At 38.2% G+C, this 16217-nt stretch carries 13 protein-coding genes; 8 read left to right on the plus strand and 5 right to left on the minus strand.

The window, feature by feature from the left end; genetic code table 11:
• Positions 1-64: 64 nt before the first annotated feature.
• Positions 65-313, minus strand: coding sequence for a hypothetical protein (locus tag MMF97_RS05515; RefSeq protein WP_243360396.1), 249 nt, complete (start codon positions 311-313; stop codon positions 65-67).
• Between the two features lie 179 nt (positions 314-492).
• Here MMF97_RS05515 and MMF97_RS05520 point away from each other — a divergent pair, with 179 nt between their 5' ends.
• Positions 493-1326 carry a hypothetical protein gene (locus tag MMF97_RS05520; RefSeq protein WP_243360398.1) on the plus strand — a complete coding sequence of 278 codons (834 nt, stop codon included), beginning with the start codon at positions 493-495 and terminating at the stop codon, positions 1324-1326.
• Positions 1327-1561: 235 nt separating this feature from the next.
• On the opposite strand, the gene purD is transcribed toward MMF97_RS05520, so the two are convergent.
• Entirely contained in the window at positions 1562-2833 is a 1272-nt protein-coding gene (purD, locus tag MMF97_RS05525; RefSeq protein WP_243360399.1) for a phosphoribosylamine--glycine ligase, read from the minus strand.
• Between the two features lie 165 nt (positions 2834-2998).
• On the opposite strand from purD, the gene MMF97_RS05530 reads away from it, so the two are divergent.
• Together MMF97_RS05530 and secA are read left to right on the plus strand one after the other, a co-directional pair.
• Positions 2999-3295 carry a hypothetical protein gene (locus MMF97_RS05530; protein WP_243360401.1) on the plus strand — a complete coding sequence of 99 codons (297 nt, stop codon included), beginning with the start codon at positions 2999-3001 and terminating at the stop codon, positions 3293-3295.
• A gap of 237 nt (positions 3296-3532) precedes the next feature.
• Positions 3533-6835 carry a preprotein translocase subunit SecA gene (gene secA / locus MMF97_RS05535; protein ID WP_243360403.1) on the plus strand — a complete coding sequence of 1101 codons (3303 nt, stop codon included), beginning with the start codon at positions 3533-3535 and terminating at the stop codon, positions 6833-6835.
• A 225-nt stretch (positions 6836-7060) separates the two neighbouring features.
• Here secA and MMF97_RS05540 read toward each other — a convergent pair whose 3' ends face one another.
• The gene (locus MMF97_RS05540) at positions 7061-8782 is read right to left on the minus strand and encodes a collagen-like protein (protein ID WP_243360405.1); all 1722 of its coding nucleotides are present in this window, start codon (positions 8780-8782) and stop codon (positions 7061-7063) included.
• Positions 8783-8788: 6 nt separating this feature from the next.
• A complete protein-coding gene (locus MMF97_RS05545) occupies positions 8789-10135 on the minus strand; it encodes a T9SS type A sorting domain-containing protein (RefSeq protein ID WP_243360407.1) in 1347 nt (448 codons plus the stop codon).
• Between the two features lie 265 nt (positions 10136-10400).
• Between MMF97_RS05545 and MMF97_RS05550 the strand changes: the two genes are divergently transcribed.
• The 4 genes from MMF97_RS05550 (at position 10401) to MMF97_RS05565 (ending at position 14842) form a co-directional block, all read left to right on the plus strand.
• Positions 10401-10838: an SPOR domain-containing protein gene (locus tag MMF97_RS05550; RefSeq protein ID WP_243360408.1), complete on the plus strand. Its 438-nt coding sequence runs from the start codon at positions 10401-10403 to the stop codon at positions 10836-10838.
• Positions 10839-12023, plus strand: a complete 1185-nt coding sequence (locus MMF97_RS05555) for a M20 metallopeptidase family protein (RefSeq protein ID WP_243361174.1) — start codon at positions 10839-10841, stop codon at positions 12021-12023. It abuts the gene before it with no gap.
• A gap of 205 nt (positions 12024-12228) precedes the next feature.
• Entirely contained in the window at positions 12229-13173 is a 945-nt protein-coding gene (locus MMF97_RS05560; RefSeq protein WP_243360410.1) for a hypothetical protein, read from the plus strand.
• Between the two features lie 118 nt (positions 13174-13291).
• A complete protein-coding gene (locus tag MMF97_RS05565; RefSeq protein WP_243360412.1) occupies positions 13292-14842 on the plus strand; it encodes a serine hydrolase in 1551 nt (516 codons plus the stop codon).
• Between the two features lie 163 nt (positions 14843-15005).
• Here the strand turns inward: MMF97_RS05565 and MMF97_RS05570 are convergent, their stop codons facing one another.
• A complete protein-coding gene (locus MMF97_RS05570) occupies positions 15006-15485 on the minus strand; it encodes a hypothetical protein (protein WP_243360413.1) in 480 nt (159 codons plus the stop codon).
• A 99-nt stretch (positions 15486-15584) separates the two neighbouring features.
• Here MMF97_RS05570 and MMF97_RS05575 point away from each other — a divergent pair, with 99 nt between their 5' ends.
• Positions 15585-16181 carry an SGNH/GDSL hydrolase family protein gene (locus tag MMF97_RS05575; RefSeq protein ID WP_243360416.1) on the plus strand — a complete coding sequence of 199 codons (597 nt, stop codon included), beginning with the start codon at positions 15585-15587 and terminating at the stop codon, positions 16179-16181.
• The last annotated feature ends 36 nt before the right edge of the window (positions 16182-16217 follow it).

Consider the following 16217-nt stretch of genomic DNA (forward strand, 5'->3'; position numbering starts at 1 on the left):
TGCTATCATATTAAAAAAGCCGCTTGAGAGACTCAAGCGGCTTTTTTAATACTAAATTGATAAGCTAATTCGCTCCGCTACAATCGTTTCCGTGAGTGTTGCCAAAAGGACAGGCTGCTTCGGCTTCAAAACAAGCCATCTCACCCAAATGTATAGATTGATTTGGCATGTCACATGTCCAGTCACATACAAGTCCCCCTATTACTCCGCACAGATCAACATAATTCGCAGCCCCACCGCGTACTTCTTTTAACTGCGCCCTAGACAATGCTTCGCCGTTAAAAGTGAGATTGTTTAATTTCGTTGTTTTCATTTTTTAAGGTTTAAATGATTGATTTACTGAAAGTAAGTATTTTTTTGTGTTATATCAATCATAATAAAATATTAAAACTATTTTATTAGTTATTAAAAATCTTTCACTAACTTGTACTTGACTTTTAAATATTAGCGCTCATTATTGTCTTTCTAAAATCGATTTATAACCAATTTGCAATGAAAATTACGACCATCAATATTTCACTATTTCTTATTGGTCTGTTCGGAAGCATTCCCTTTATTGCTAAATCGCAAAAGCTGCCTCAAATCCAGCAAACGGGTAAGCTTGCGCCCGCTGATATTAAAATTGACGGTAAGACAACGGAATGGAATGACGAATTTCAGGCCCATAATTTAAATAACCGTATTTATTATACCATATCTAATGATGACAGCAATTTATATCTTACTGTACGCACCAGTGATGGATATGGTAATGAGAAGGCAATCTTTGGAATAAGCTTTACTGTAAAATTGCCTAGTGAAAAGGGTGGCAAATCTAAAGAAAATGTAATGGTCACATTTCCACCATTAAGCGAGGTGCGAAAAACTACGCCTATTAGGCTTACGATGACCACTATTAGACAACAAAAAGCTGATACAACAAATTCAGGTAAGAAAAAGATGGATTCATTAAGGCTTTTTGCTAATAAATACATCAATGAAACCTTTAAAGAAATAAATGTAACTGGTATAAAAAATATTCCAGAACGTTCAATTTCCATTTACAATGCCGAAGGCATAAAGGTAGCAGCACAGCTTAATGAACACTTTCAGTACACATATGAGCTAGCTATACCGTTGAAATATCTGGGGCCTTCTATCAACAATGGACAGAAATTCAGTTATAATATTAAAATGAACGGGCTGCCTGAAAAAGCACCTGATAGCCCTTATGCTCCTCCAACCATCTCGGGAAATGTTCTAACAACTGTAGGGGCAGATAATCTTTATGTAACATATGCTACTGATTTTTCAGGAACGTACACGCTGGTTAAAAAAGGCGGTTAGGGTTGAAGTTTAATCCATTAACAATAAACTAGTAGGAAAAATTACCCATGAATTTGCATATCGATGGTATTTTTATTGCCTTTATGTAAGTTACTTCAGGGAAAGGATTGTTCTTAAGAGATTTTAATAGAGATCCTGAAACAAGTTCAGGATGACGAAATCCTTTTATGAAGTTTCTAATGTAACAAAAAAGCTTCACAAATTTTGCGAAGCTTTTTGTTAGGTCTCTAAGGTTTTACACCAGATCAAACCCGATATCTTCTCTGAAATATTTTCCATCGAAATAAATACGTCCGGCATCTGCAGTGGCGCATTGTAAAGCTTCAAATTGCGTGTTTTGTAAGCTGGTAATGGCTAAAACGCGACCTCCGTTTGATTTTACCACGCCTCCGTCTTTAAGCGTTCCGGCATGGAATGCAATAGAATCTCTTAGGTTTTCTAAACCGCTTATGGCTTTTCCTTTATCGTAATCGCCAGGATAACCACCTGCAACAATTACTATAGTAGCTGCATTTTTAGGGTTTATCTTAATTTGGTAATCGCCAAGTTTTTTATGAGCAGTAGCTAAGAACAATTCAACAAGATCGTTTTCAATTCTTGGTAAAACACTCTCTGTTTCTGGATCGCCCATACGGCAATTGTATTCAATTACATAAGGTTCGTTACCAACTTTGATCAGCCCAAAGAAAATAAAACCCGTATAATCAATATTATCGGTTTTTAAACCTTTAATGGTTGGTTTAATGATCCGTTCCTCAATTTTAGACATAAAAGTCTGGTCTGCAAAAGGAACCGGAGAAACCGAACCCATACCGCCTGTGTTTAAGCCGGTATCGCCTTGGCCAATGCGTTTATAATCTTTGGCTTCGGGTAAGGTTACATAATTCTCGCCATCTGTTAATACAAAAACAGAAAGCTCAATTCCGGTAAGAAACTCTTCAACTACTACAGTAGAACCCGCATTGCCAAACTTGCCATCAAGCATTAGTTTCAGTTCGTCCTGTGCTTCTTGATGATTATCGATGATTAACACACCTTTACCAGCTGCCAATCCATCGGCTTTTAAAACAACAGGTAAACTATGGCTGGCAAGGTAATCTAAGCCTGCCTGTAAATTTTCATTTGTAAATGATCTTGATTTTGCCGTAGGGATCTGATGGCGCTCCATAAACTGCTTAGAAAAATCTTTACTGCCTTCTAAAACTGCACCTTCTTTTTTAGGACCTATTACCGGTATTTTCTGCAATTCTTCATCTTCTACAAAATAATCATGAATACCTGAAACCAGCGGCTCTTCCGGACCAACTACAACAAGCTCAATTTTTTCTTTCAGCACAACTTCTTTTATGGCTTCAAAGTTTTTAATATCGATGTTTACGTTCTTACCATAATTTAGTGTACCGGCATTACCGGGTGCAATAAAGAGGTTAGAACATTGTTCAGACTGGCTCATTTTCCAGGCAAAAGCACATTCTCTTCCACCTGAACCGATTAATAGGATATTCATAAGGCAAAGATATTGCATTAAACTTAAATGCTATATAAAAACTGTGCTTTGTGAGGCATCTGTTCAGATTTTTTTTAATGTTTGGGTAATGTTTTTGCAAATAATCAGGCTTTTATGCAATCTTTTTTCGGTTTTTTAAAGATTAAAATTAGATTTGCCCTCTTAATGAAACACCTGTTTACCCTTTCGCTTGTTTTTTTTAGCTTAACACATTTGGCTCAGGCCCAGCGTGTGGAGAGCGTCGATCTTTCGAGTGAACGCGTATGTGCAAATCAGAATGCTACCATACAACTGGTAAAAGCTTACGAACAAACCGAACAGCTTAATTCAGGTTTTTTAACTTACAGCGATCTTTCTTTAAGCGGTACTTTGTTTCAGATCAAGACCTGCTACCCTGATTTTACAGCAAGCAGACTTAATGAAAACGTTACCGGGCGCCATACCAAGAATAACAGTCCTTAGCTGTTTCCCCTTCAACTTCAATAGTTAATTTATAAAAGCATCTGTCAAGTTGGCCGTATTGTGCTGCTGGCCTGGTTGTTGTGTAAGATGTCGGCAGGCTCATGTCTGAAGATTAGAAACACTTGAAAACAGAAGCAGTTGATTTATGAATAAGGTCATAAGCATAAACATGATGCTGACCAAGAACTATTAACAACAAAACAATTCAGCAATAAAACAATATAAACAACCCATAAAATGTTAGGATTTTTAGCCAAGATATTTGGAACCAAATCAGAAAGAGATATTAAAGCATTACAGCCTATTGTAGCGCAGATAAACGAAGAATATAGCAAGCTCTCATCTTTAAGTAATGACGAGTTACGTGCAAAAACAACCGAATTTAAAGCAACCATAGCTTCAGGATTAGCTGATATTGATGCAAAGATTGCAGACCTGAAAGCTCAGGGAGAGAACAGCGAACTTTCTCTACAGGAGAAAACTGCTGTTTATGAAGAAGTTGATGCTTTAGGTAAAGAAAGAGACACAGAACTTGAAAAAATATTAAAAGAAATATTACCTGCTGCATTTGCTGTAGTAAAAGAAACTTCACGCAGATTAACAGAAAATGAAGTTCTTGAAGTTACTGCAACTCAGTTTGACAGAGATCTGGCCACCCGTAAGAACAATGTTAAGATTGTAGGTGATAAAGCGCTGTGGGCAAACCGTTGGGATGCTGCGGGTAGCGAAGTGGTTTGGAACATGGTACATTACGATGTGCAGTTAATAGGTGGTATGGTATTGCACAGCGGTAAAATTGCCGAGATGGCTACCGGTGAGGGTAAAACCTTGGTAAGTACTTTGCCTTCGTACTTAAACGCACTGGCCGGACAAGGTGTACACGTAGTTACGGTGAACGATTACCTGGCCCGTCGTGACTCTGAATGGAATGCGCCTCTTTTTGAGTTTCATGGTTTAAGTGTAGATTGTATTGATAAACACCAACCGAATTCAGAAGAACGTAGAAAAGCTTATCTGGCAGATATCACTTACGGAACCAATAACGAATTTGGTTTTGACTACCTGCGTGACAATATGGCGCAAGGACCAGATCAACTGGTACAGCGCAAACTGCACTTTGCTATGGTAGATGAGGTCGATTCTGTGTTAATTGACGATGCCCGTACACCTTTGATCATTTCAGGTCCGGTACCTTTTGGTGATCAGCATGAATTCTATGAATTAAAACCACGTATTGAGCGTTTGGTAAACGCACAAAAAGCTTATGTTACCCAGGCATTAAATCAGGCAAAAAATCTTATTAACAGTGGTAATACAGGTACAGAAGAAGGAGAAGGTGGTTTAGCCTTATTACGTGCACACAGAGGTTTGCCAAAAAATAAAGCATTGATCAAGTTTTTAAGTGAAGGTAACGTAAGACAAACCTTATTAAAAACAGAAAACCATTATATGGCAGATCAATCTAAGAATATGCCTAAGGTTGATGCTGAACTGTTTTTCTATATAGATGAAAAAAATAACCAGGTTGAACTTACCGAAAAAGGTATTGAATTGATCACTCAGCAAGGAGAAGATCCAAGCTTTTTCGTTTTACCCGATGTAGGTACAGAAATTGCAGAGATCGAGAAATCGAGCGCAAGCAACGAAGAAAAAATTGCAAGAAAAGATGCTTTAATGCGCGATTATGGTATTAAAGCAGAACGCATCCACTCTATCAACCAGCTTTTAAAAGCTTATACCTTATTTGAGAAAGATGTAGAATATATCATTGACGAAGATAAGATCAAGATCGTTGATGAGCAGACGGGGCGTATCATGGAAGGTCGTCGTTATTCTGATGGTTTACACCAGGCTATCGAGGCTAAGGAAAATGTAAAGGTTGAAGATGCTTCGCAGACCTACGCTACCATTACCTTACAAAACTATTTCCGTATGTACCACAAACTTTGCGGTATGACGGGTACAGCAACTACAGAAGCTGGTGAGTTCTGGTCTATCTATAAATTAGATGTGGTAGAAATCCCAACAAACAGAGCTTTATTAAGAAAAGACCAGCAAGATTATGTGTATCGTACTGTACGTGAAAAATACAATGCTGTTGCAGATGAGATTGTGAAATTGACAGAAGCAGGTCGTCCGGTATTGGTAGGTACCACATCGGTTGAGATATCGGAATTGTTAAGCCGTATGTTAAAACTGAGAGGTATTAAGCACAATGTATTAAACGCGAAATTACACCAGAAAGAGGCTGATATCGTTGCAGAAGCAGGTCAGGCAGGTACGGTAACCATTGCTACCAATATGGCTGGTCGTGGTACCGACATTAAGTTAGGCCCTGGTGTAAAAGAAGCTGGAGGTTTGGCTATTATTGGTACAGAGCGTCATGAGTCGCGTCGTGTAGACAGGCAGTTGCGTGGTCGTTCAGGTCGTCAGGGAGATCCGGGTACATCTCAATTCTTTGTGTCGTTAGAAGATAACTTAATGCGTTTATTTGGTTCAGAGCGTATCTCTAACATTATGGTTAAAATGGGTATCGAAGAAGGTGAAGTAATTCAGCATTCAATGATTACCAACTCTATTGAAAGAGCACAGAAAAAAGTAGAAGAGAACAACTTTGGTGTGCGTAAACGTTTGTTAGAGTACGATGATGTAATGAACTCACAACGTACGGTAATTTACGCTAAACGACGTAACGCTTTATTTGGCGATCGTTTAGATGTAGATATGAACAACATGATCTTTGATGTGGTTGAAGATATCGTTACCGAATATAAAGAGAACACCAATTATGAAGGATTTAAGCTTGAAGTGATCAAGAACTTCTCGGTTGATACAGCTATCAGCGAGCAGGATTTTAACTCAGGAAAAATACATGACCTTACCGATCGTTTGTTTGATGAAGTAATGCAGTTCTACATTCGTAAATCTGATGGCGTAATTAATCAGGCTATGCCAGTGCTGAGCCAGGTATTTGCCGAAAGAGGAGAGATGATAGAGCAGGTAATCGTGCCGTTTACAGATGGTATGCGTCATGTACAGGTTCCGGTTAACCTTAAAAAAGCAATTGAAAACAAAGGCAGGGAAGTAACCAAATCTTTTGAGAAAACTATTATCCTTGCACTGATAGATGATAGCTGGAAAGAGCATTTACGTGAAATGGACGAGTTGAAGCAATCGGTACAAAATGCCGTTTATGAGCAGAAAGATCCATTGATCATTTACAAAATGGAAGCATTTAACTTGTTTAAAGGCATGTTGAGTACCGTAAACAAAGAAGTGGTAAGCTTTTTGTTTAAAGGCGGTATTCCTGTACAGGCTGAGCCAGAGAACTTAAGCGAGGCCAGAGCACCGCAACCACAGCCTAAATTAAATGCAACCAAGCAAGAATACGGAGATAACTCAGGTTTGGATCTAGTGGGCGATACCCGCGAGCCACAACCTATGCAGCCTATCAGAAAAGAAGCAACCATTGGCCGTAACGAGCCATGCCCTTGCGGTAGCGGTAAGAAATATAAAAACTGCCACGGTGCAAATGCATAAAAATTCTCTAAAGGCTTGTGAAGTTTATTATACTTCACAAGCCTTTATTAACATAAAAAGCCTCAATCAAAGCAATTGAGGCTTTTTTGTGAATTTGCATTTCACATCAAGCTTTGTAAGCCGCAAATCATGGTTGCTGAGCTACAAGCTTAATTCGTATAAACAAAAAAGTCGGGAGATTTTCCTCCTCCGGCTATAAACCATGGCATAATTGCTAGCTATTTCTTAAAATGCGGGAGATATAAGAAACCAATCAGTGCCATTGTACAAGAATGTTATAGCATACCCTAGGTTACCAAAGTTTGCTTGAGCATTGCTTCTAATACCGCTGCTATAGAAATATTTTCCTCCGAAGTCAATTTTACGGTTTGCAGTAGAAGCATCAGAATACAAGTAAACTATTTGCCCTGTTGCAGGAGCAGTAGGCAAAGTAACCGTACAATCTGCATTAATAAATACAAATTGAGTTTCATTAGTAAGTGTTGTACTGCTACTTACTGTTATCGTTTTTAAAGCGTTGCCACTAGGTGTAGCCCAGGTTCCATCACCTCTTAAATAGGTCGTACTGCCGGCCGTTCCACTCGTAGTATTAATTTTTGCAATACCTACAGCTCCATTGGCAATCTTAGAGGAGGTAATAGCATTATTAGCGATAGTTAAGGTTCCATTACTGGCTAAAGTAGCATCACCACTAACTGTAACCGGGCTAGTTGGAGCCCAAGGGCTAATACTAGCCGTGATATAAATTTGGTTAGCAGCAGTTCCATTGGCAAAACCTTGTCCGGTGGCCCCTGTTGCGCCGGTAGCACCCGTTGCTCCTGTAGCCCCAGTATTTCCTTGAGGGCCTTGAATACCCTGAGCACCTTGCGGCCCTTTAATATTTCCTTGTGATGACCAAGATCCGCCCGACTTTTTATACACATCCCAGGTTGAAGTATTGATATAGGTATCATTGTCTACACCAGTGCTTGATGAAGGGTTGGTAGTCCCTTGCAATATGCTGTAACCGTTTATTCCTGCCGGACCTGTTGCGCCGGTAGCACCCGTTGCTCCTGTAGCTCCGGTATTTCCTTGAGGGCCTTGAATACCCTGAAAGCCTTGCGGCCCTTTAATATTTCCTTGTGATGACCAAGATCCGCCCGACTTTTTATACACATCCCAAGTTGAAGTATTGATATAGGTATCATTGTCTACACCAGTGCTTGATGAAGGGTTGGTAGTCCCTTGCAATATGCTGTAACCGTTTATTCCTGCCGGACCTGTTGCACCTGTAGCCCCGGTATTTCCTTGAGGGCCTTGGATACCCTGAGCACCTTGCGGTCCTTTAATATTTCCTTGTGATGACCAAGATCCGCCCGACTTTTTATACACATCCCAGGTTGAAGTATTGATATAGGTATCATTGTCTACACCAGTGCTTGATGAAGGGTTAGTAGTCCCTTGCAATATGCTGTAACCGTTTATTCCTGCCGGACCTGTTGCTCCTGTAGCCCCTGTTATATTTGACGATAAAGTCCATGTGGATGTACCTGATTTATAATATAAACTGCCATTAGCACTGTTAATATAAGAATCTCCTACATTACCAAGACCTCCGGCTGGAGCTCCTGATCCCTGTAAGACACTTGTACCTGCAGCACCCGTAGCTCCAGTATCACCTTTGGCACCAAGTAAAACCCAATTTACACTAGCTGGTGTGCCTTGGTTAAAATAAAATCCGCTTGTGCCATCGGTTTGGTAAACTAACAGACCGGTTGCGGGAGATGCTATCATATTGCGTTGCGAGGCTGTCATTCGGGGTATCAGCATACCTTTGTCAGTACTTTTTACATCCAGCATTGCACTGGCATTGGCGGTAGAGCCATCGGTATTGATACCTACATTCTGTGCTTTCAACGAAAATGAAATGCAGGTTAAAACAGCTAATTGTAAAATTCTAAGCTTCATTCGAACTTAATTTTTGATGAATTTTATTGATTTATTAAAGGTTATATTAGATATTTTTAAATAATAAACACCGGCCGGCAGTAATGAAACATCCAATGGTAGTTCGTTCAATCCTGATATGATCGGGAATACTTTACTAAACTCTGTTTTACCAGAATTGGAAATCACAGATAAAGTTACAGGTTGGTTATTGTAAGCATAATAACTGGCCTTGATCAGTTTTGCTGTTGGATTTGGATAAATGGAAACGGTCTGATCTTTAGTTAAACTGAACGGAACAGCTAAAATACCAGAAGTTGTTTCATCTCCGTTTTTATCAATGCCTCTTATGCGATAATAGTTTGCGCCAAGAACAGGGCTCTTATCTTCAATTGAATAATCGTTATTTGCAGAAACATTGCTTTTAGAAGCCATACGTGCAATTTCTTTAAAACTGGATCTGTCTATGCTTTTCTCTATGATAAAATAATCTACATTGATCTCATTCAGCGTAGACCACTTAACAACAATCTTACTATTGTTGGAAATGCCACTTAAATTAATAGCAGATATAGGTAGCGTAGTAAAATCATTGGCGGCAGAAAACTGACCCATTGTATTTACATTTGAAACTTCTATATAACTTTGGGCTGTATTGATGGTGGCGCTGGTTAAATTATTCCAGGTTGTACCATTGTTATCTGAATATAAAAGCTTGAGCTGACTTTCCTGCAATCCATTAAGCTCCATATCTAGATAATTAAACCTGATAGTAGCATTAAGGTTGGTATTAAGCGTAGGCTCAATCTCAAAAAATCTTTTTATGGTTTGGTGGGTACCATCGCTCAGCGCATAATTGCCTCTTCTGATCGTAGTATTACCCCAGTTACTTGAGCTGGTAAGCACTACTCCTATATTACCTGGATTTACACTTTGTGGGGCATTTAAATTTGCAGTAGCAATAATATAGCCCGAATTTCCTGTTACGTATGAAGCCGCATTTTCGTTTAATAACTGTCCTGTAGTACCCAGATTTAAGTTATAGCCATTCAGATCTAAAATTCCGATGCTTAGATCAACCGAACCTGTTAGCGAAAGCTGATTGCCCAGCATCAGTTTTTTACCAAAACTTTTCGCCAAAGTAAATTTGTTCAATGCTGAAGATCCTGCAATGGTATTGTCAGAATTACCGGTAAAAATCAGGTTTCCGTTGTTTACCAGATTACTACTGCCATAATTCAAAGACAGATCATTTAAGATAACATTAGCTCCGGTATTAATTACAAAATTTGTTCCGCTAGAAATGGTAACCTGTGCACTTGCGGTAGCTACAGACCAACAAAAGAGCAAGAGTGCGAGACGCTGAAAGTTCATTTTTAGATTTTGGTAAAATAAAGTTATAACTTTTGTATTTATTTAAAACAAAAAAGCGATAATTATTTCTTGTAAATAAATGATTGTCTGAGATAACTAAACTAAAAGCTGTTCAGCAGTTTTAATTATTCAATTAAAAGGAATTATATGAAAGTCTCATTTTGTATGCTAAGAAAGAACATTAATTAATTTGTTTAGCCCGTCAATTATGCCGAATTTTGCGAAGAATATACATCTTCAAAGTAGAGTAATTCTTAAAGATCAAATGAATAAGCTTTTAACTATACTTCTTCTTTTTGTGAGTTGTCAGGCTTTTGCCCAAAGCAAGGGAGAAGTTATTGTAGTGAAAGACCCTTTAATAGATAGCCTGATTGCTAAACGAATTGAACTGAACAAAGCCCGGCCAACAACTACTAATCCAACAAGCCCTACCATTGTTTCATCAATGGGCTATAGGGTGCAGATTTTTTACGGGTCAGACCGGAAACAGGCTTTTGGAGAACAGGCAAAATTTAAAGCCGATTATCCTAAGCTGAATACCTATATTACCTACAAAGAACCTAATTATTTTTTACGGGTGGGCGATTTCAGAACACGTCTTGAAGCCCAGCAGTTTCTTAACGAGTTCAAAAGCGTTTATCCAACCCTTTTTATTTTCAGGGAAAAAATAAACGCCCCTGCGTTAGATGGCAGCGATAATTAAATTATGAAAGAAAAAGTACAACACTTAGCCCATACCATTTTTGAAGAAGTGGTTGCTTACAGGCATCATTTACACGCAAATCCGGAACTTTCTTTTCAGGAATTTGAAACCGCTCGTTTTGTTAAGCAAAAACTTACAGATTGGGGTATTCCGTTTACAGAAATGGCTAAAACAGGAGTTGTAGGCTTGATCAAAGGTGCTAAACCTTCAGATCAGGTAATTGCTTTGCGTGCAGATATGGATGCGCTGCCTATTCATGAAACCAATGATAAACCTTATAAATCAAAAATAGAAGGTGTAATGCATGCCTGCGGGCATGATGTGCATACTTCTTCTTTATTGGGAACAGCTTATATCCTAAACCAGTTAAAAGAAGAGTTTGGAGGTACGGTTAAACTGATTTTTCAACCTGCTGAAGAATTGCTACCGGGCGGAGCCAGTATCATGATCAAAGAAGGTGTGCTTGAAAACCCTAAACCGCAGGGCATAATGGGACAACATGTAATGCCTTTTATTGAAACTGGTAAAGTGGGTTTCAGATCGGGAATTTATATGGCTTCAACCGATGAATTGTATGTAACGGTTACCGGTAAAGGTGGACATGGTGCACAACCGCATTTAAATATCGATCCGGTTCTGATCACTTCTCATATTATCGTAGCCTTGCAGCAAATTGTGAGCCGTCGTTCAGATCCGCGTTTGCCATCTGTATTATCATTCGGAAAAGTAACTGCCAATGGTGCTACCAATATTATCCCTAACGAGGTAAAATTAGAAGGAACTTTCAGAACGCTGAATGAAGAATGGCGCAAAGAAGCCCACCAGATCATGAAAAAAATGGCCGAGGGTATTGCAGAAAGCATGGGTGCACATTGCGATTTCGATATCCACAAAGGTTACCCTTTTCTGATTAATGAAGAAAAACTGACCAATAATGCAAAAATGTTTGCACAAGATTATTTGGGAAAAGACAACGTAATTGACCTGGATATCTGGATGGCGGCCGAAGATTTTGCTTTTTACTCGCAGGAAACCAATGCCTGCTTTTACAGGTTGGGAACAGGAAATAAAGAAAAGAATACGCTAAACTCGGTACATACGCCAAACTTTGATATTGATGAAGATGCCTTTAAAATATCAACCGGGCTAATGGCTTATATGGCATTAAAACAAATGGGTAATTAAGTTGATTTACGAATTGTTAACCGCCAACTGAATATATTGTTAAATTGTTGGAGTGTTTTTTGTTGGAGTGTTAAATTATCGGGTTTCGACTACCTGTCTCGAGACTTTGAGTGCAGCCCGATATAAAATCATTAAAGTCTCAGAAGCCTTGGTATTCTTTTGTGCCTTTTGTGGTTCAAAAACTGCCAACTGAAATTGAATAATTATGAAAAAACTTAGTTTTGTTATATTGCTGTTATTGTTTTTTGTTGAGGTAAATGCCCAGCAGATACCCCGTTTTAATCCTGATACCATCAAAACCATTACACTTGATTCAGTTGTGAACATCAAAGCCAAACGTTTAAATATAGAAACGTTTATAGATGCCATTATTAATGATACCAGTTTCTATCAGGCTTTTCGCAATATGAAAAAATATACTTTTATTGCCGAAAACAGGATTTATACCTACGATAAAAAGAACAAGGTAGATGGCCGCATTTACCGTAAAATCAGGCACAATAATGACGGGCCTTATAAAATGGAATATCTGGCTAAAGAAGACTGGGGAAACCTGTATAAGAAAAATGGCAAATACCAGTTATATACAGTAGAAATGTTCGATTACATTTTTATGAATGCCTATAGCACCGATTTTGTACCCAATGCCCCAAAAAGCAATGGTAAAGGTGGCAGCAATGAGGGTTATAAAGACAAACTGAAAACGCTGATCTTTAATCCGGGTCGTCCTATAAAGGGTGTTCCTTTTATAGGCAGCAAAACACAGATCTTTACAGCCAATATGCGGCAGTATTATGATTATACATTTTACAGCGGTACCTATTTAGATTCTATTCCTGTATATCGTTTTAAAGTAGCCGTTAAACCCGATCTGAGCAATTGGACCAAAGATGGTTTAATGATCAAAGAACTGGTTACCATTTTTGACAAGCGCAACTTTGAAATACTGGGCCGCTATGTAGATATGAAGTACAGCAATATGCTTTTTAACTTTGATGTGCAGATGAATATAGAAATGAGTTATTTCGGAGAAGAAAAACTGCCAACCAAAATAACTTATCAAGGTAACTGGGACTATCCTTTCAAAAAAGAAGAACGGGCAAGTTTCCTGATTGTACATAAAGATTACAGATTGGCTAAATCTAAATAGGCTTTTCCCATTTCTTTTGTAATTTAGTTTTCAGATCTTAATTAAGAGCGTGTTGTTAGCAGGATAAACCTGAGAGAAAACGTCATGCCTTATCATTAATAAAAGATCGTATAAAACAATGAAAACTATAAAATCATTTTTAGTAACCACATTGGGTCTGGCTTTTGCCTTTAATTCTTATGCTCAGGTATTGAGCAGTAAACAGATAGACAGTGTGGTAGAAAAAACACTCACTACATTTGATGTCCCCGGCATTTCTGTAGCCGTAATTAAAGACGGTAAACTGATTCATGCCAAAGGTTATGGTGTACGCTCAATCAAAACCAATCTAAAAACAGATGAAAATACCCTTTTCGGTGTAGCATCAAATACAAAAGCCATGACGGCGGCACTTTTAGGGATGCTGGTTGATGAAAAGAAAATTACCTGGGATACCAAAGTTACAGATGTCATACCTGAGTTTAAAATGCACGACCCATATGTAACCTCAGAGTTTACCATAAGAGATTTGCTTACACACAGAAGTGGTTTAGGATTAGGTGCAGGTGATTTAATGATCTGGCCAGATTCTTCAACCGTAACCAAAAGTCAGCTTATTCATAACTTACGTTACTTAAAACCCGTATCATCTTTCAGAACCAAATACGATTACGATAATTTATTGTACATCGTGGCGGGTGAGGTTATTGCCAGGGTATCGGGTATGAGTTATGATGAATTTCTTGAAAGCAGAATATTTAAACCTTTGAACATGAGCAAAACAGCTGCTTCATGGTACAGGTTAAAAGATAAATCTAATGTAATAGACGGACATGCACCTTATGAAGGAAAGCTGTTGCCTGTAGGTTTAAGCTTTGGACAGATTGCCAATGCTGCAGGCGGAGTTTACTCTAACGTGGTTGATATGAGCAAATGGGTAAACTGCATGATCAACGGCGGAAAATATGGAGACAACTTAGAAAAAACTTTATTCAGTCCGGCGGTTGCACGCGAATTATGGACGCCACAAACCCTTATAGCCGGTGGTAATCCTACAGCTTTTAGCAGCTATGGTTTAGGTTGGTTCTTAAGTTCGTACAATGGGAAATTTCAGGCTACCCACACTGGTGGATTATCAGGTATCGTAACACAGGTAACAATCATTCCTGAGCTAAAATTAGGAATCATTGTACTGACCAACCAGCAATCTGGTGCAGCATTTAATGCCATTACCAGTTCAATACGCGATGGTTATTTAGGCATTAAAGGGATGGACCGGATCAAAGCTTATAACGATAACCGTTTAAAAAACGAGAAAGAAGCTAAAGAAATTACAGATAAAGTTTGGGCAGATATTGCAGCAACTCAGAAAAACGCAACTAAAATAGATTTTAGCGGTTATCTGGGAACTTATACAGATACCTGGTTTGGAGATGTGATGATCACCAACCTTAATGGCAAGATGCATTTTCAGGCCAAAAATTCACCTAAGTTAAGAGGAGATATGACTTATTATAAAGGCAATACTTTTATCGTTAAATGGTACGACAGAAGTTTGGACGCAGATGCTTACGTGAATTTTACGCTCAATAATGAAGGTAAGGCAAACGGCTTTAAAATAGCAGCTATCTCACCTCTAACCGATTTTAGCTTTGATTTCCAGGATCTGGATTTTCAATTAAGGAAATAAATATGAAATAGAGGAGAAACTGCTTAAGATTCGAAGATAGACTATGAAGTAGCTGCAAAGCAAACCTAAGTGAGTTCACCGAAGGTAATTTATTTCAGCATTCGTTAAAAGACCCTGAAACGAGTTCAGGGTGACGCATAGAAAATAAGCAGTTTCTTCGCCTTTATTTGGTTATATAAGCACTCAGCTTATTTCCTGTATTGGTAAAAGTGAGCGCTTCTTGTTTAGAATCAACCTTGAAAACAGCAGGGTGAAACACATTATGCAGGGCAACGCTTAAGCCTACCACGGCTATAGTACCACCAACGCCTATTAATGCTGCTTTACCACCATCATCGGTTGTTTGCGCCAAAGCTACAGTACCTACAGCTAAAGCTCCGGTTATTAAGCCATAACCTAAATCGTTATGACGTTTTAATACTTTAATCTTAGTCAGATCTTTAAACAAAGCATGTTTAACCTGCCCTTGTCTGTCTGTAATAAAAATAGCAGTATCATTCACATTAGAAAGCTTGCCTTTTATGATTTCATGATTATTCAGATAAGCTTTAGTAATAAAGATAACTTTTTTCTGAGCTAGAACCGGTAATGAAAAAGATAAGACAAATACTAAAACAAAAAACGATTTAAATGGCAATTTCATTGATGAAGTTTAAATTGTAGTTAAAGATAAAAATATTATTACCAATCTTAATAAAAAACTAAGTTCATTACCTTAGTTAAAGTTTTGATCGTTAACCCTATGCGTATAATCTTTTTTGGCGATTCTATTACTCAACAGGCTATAAGTAAAACAGGCTACATTAACCTGCTTAAAAATAAACTGGATACCAATACGTTTGAACTTATTGGAGCAGGTATAAATGGCAATAAAGTTTATGACCTGTTTCTGCGTCTCGAAACAGATGTTATTGCCAAAAGGCCCGATCTGGTATTAATCTATATCGGTATTAATGATGTTTGGCATAAACAAAGTTCAGGCACAGGTACAGACTATTATAAGTTCATTAAATTTTATCAGGCCATTATTGATAAAATACAACAGGCAGGAAGCAAAATAATTTTATGCACACCCTCACTTATCGGCGAAAATCTGAAAGAAGCACCAAAGGTAAATGAAGAACTGGATCAATATGCCGATGCTATACGTGATCTTGCAAAACAAAATCAGCTTCGGTTGTGTGATTTAAGAAAAGTTTTTCTGGAATTTGAACAAGAATACAATCCCGAATTAAGAAATGAAGGTCTGTTAACAGTAGATGGAGTACACCTTAATGCGCAAGGCAATGCTTTGGTAGCAGAAACGATCTTACCTTTTATGCTGGAAAAATCCTTATAAAAAGGAGTAGCATTACTGCCTGCTTCTTTTATTTTC

The organism is Pedobacter montanisoli (assembly GCF_022809115.1).
Classification (GTDB): Bacteria; Bacteroidota; Bacteroidia; order Sphingobacteriales; family Sphingobacteriaceae; genus Pedobacter; species Pedobacter montanisoli.

What these genes read in the sequence shown, in the direction of transcription:
- MMF97_RS05560 (WP_243360410.1), top strand. Translation starts at nt 12,229, where the DNA reads ATGAAAAAACTTAGTTTTGTTATATTGCTGTTATTGTTTTTTGTTGAG.
- MMF97_RS05530 (WP_243360401.1), top strand. Translation starts at nt 2,999, where the DNA reads ATGAAACACCTGTTTACCCTTTCGCTTGTTTTTTTTAGCTTAACACAT.
- MMF97_RS05550 (WP_243360408.1), top strand. Translation starts at nt 10,401, where the DNA reads ATGAATAAGCTTTTAACTATACTTCTTCTTTTTGTGAGTTGTCAGGCT.
- MMF97_RS05565 (WP_243360412.1), top strand. Translation starts at nt 13,292, where the DNA reads ATGAAAACTATAAAATCATTTTTAGTAACCACATTGGGTCTGGCTTTT.
- MMF97_RS05540 (WP_243360405.1), bottom strand. Translation starts at nt 8,782, where the DNA reads ATGAAGCTTAGAATTTTACAATTAGCTGTTTTAACCTGCATTTCATTT.
- MMF97_RS05515 (WP_243360396.1), bottom strand. Translation starts at nt 313, where the DNA reads ATGAAAACAACGAAATTAAACAATCTCACTTTTAACGGCGAAGCATTG.
- secA (WP_243360403.1), top strand. Translation starts at nt 3,533, where the DNA reads ATGTTAGGATTTTTAGCCAAGATATTTGGAACCAAATCAGAAAGAGAT.
- MMF97_RS05570 (WP_243360413.1), bottom strand. Translation starts at nt 15,485, where the DNA reads ATGAAATTGCCATTTAAATCGTTTTTTGTTTTAGTATTTGTCTTATCT.
- MMF97_RS05575 (WP_243360416.1), top strand. Translation starts at nt 15,585, where the DNA reads ATGCGTATAATCTTTTTTGGCGATTCTATTACTCAACAGGCTATAAGT.
- MMF97_RS05545 (WP_243360407.1), bottom strand. Translation starts at nt 10,135, where the DNA reads ATGAACTTTCAGCGTCTCGCACTCTTGCTCTTTTGTTGGTCTGTAGCT.
- MMF97_RS05520 (WP_243360398.1), top strand. Translation starts at nt 493, where the DNA reads ATGAAAATTACGACCATCAATATTTCACTATTTCTTATTGGTCTGTTC.
- purD (WP_243360399.1), bottom strand. Translation starts at nt 2,833, where the DNA reads ATGAATATCCTATTAATCGGTTCAGGTGGAAGAGAATGTGCTTTTGCC.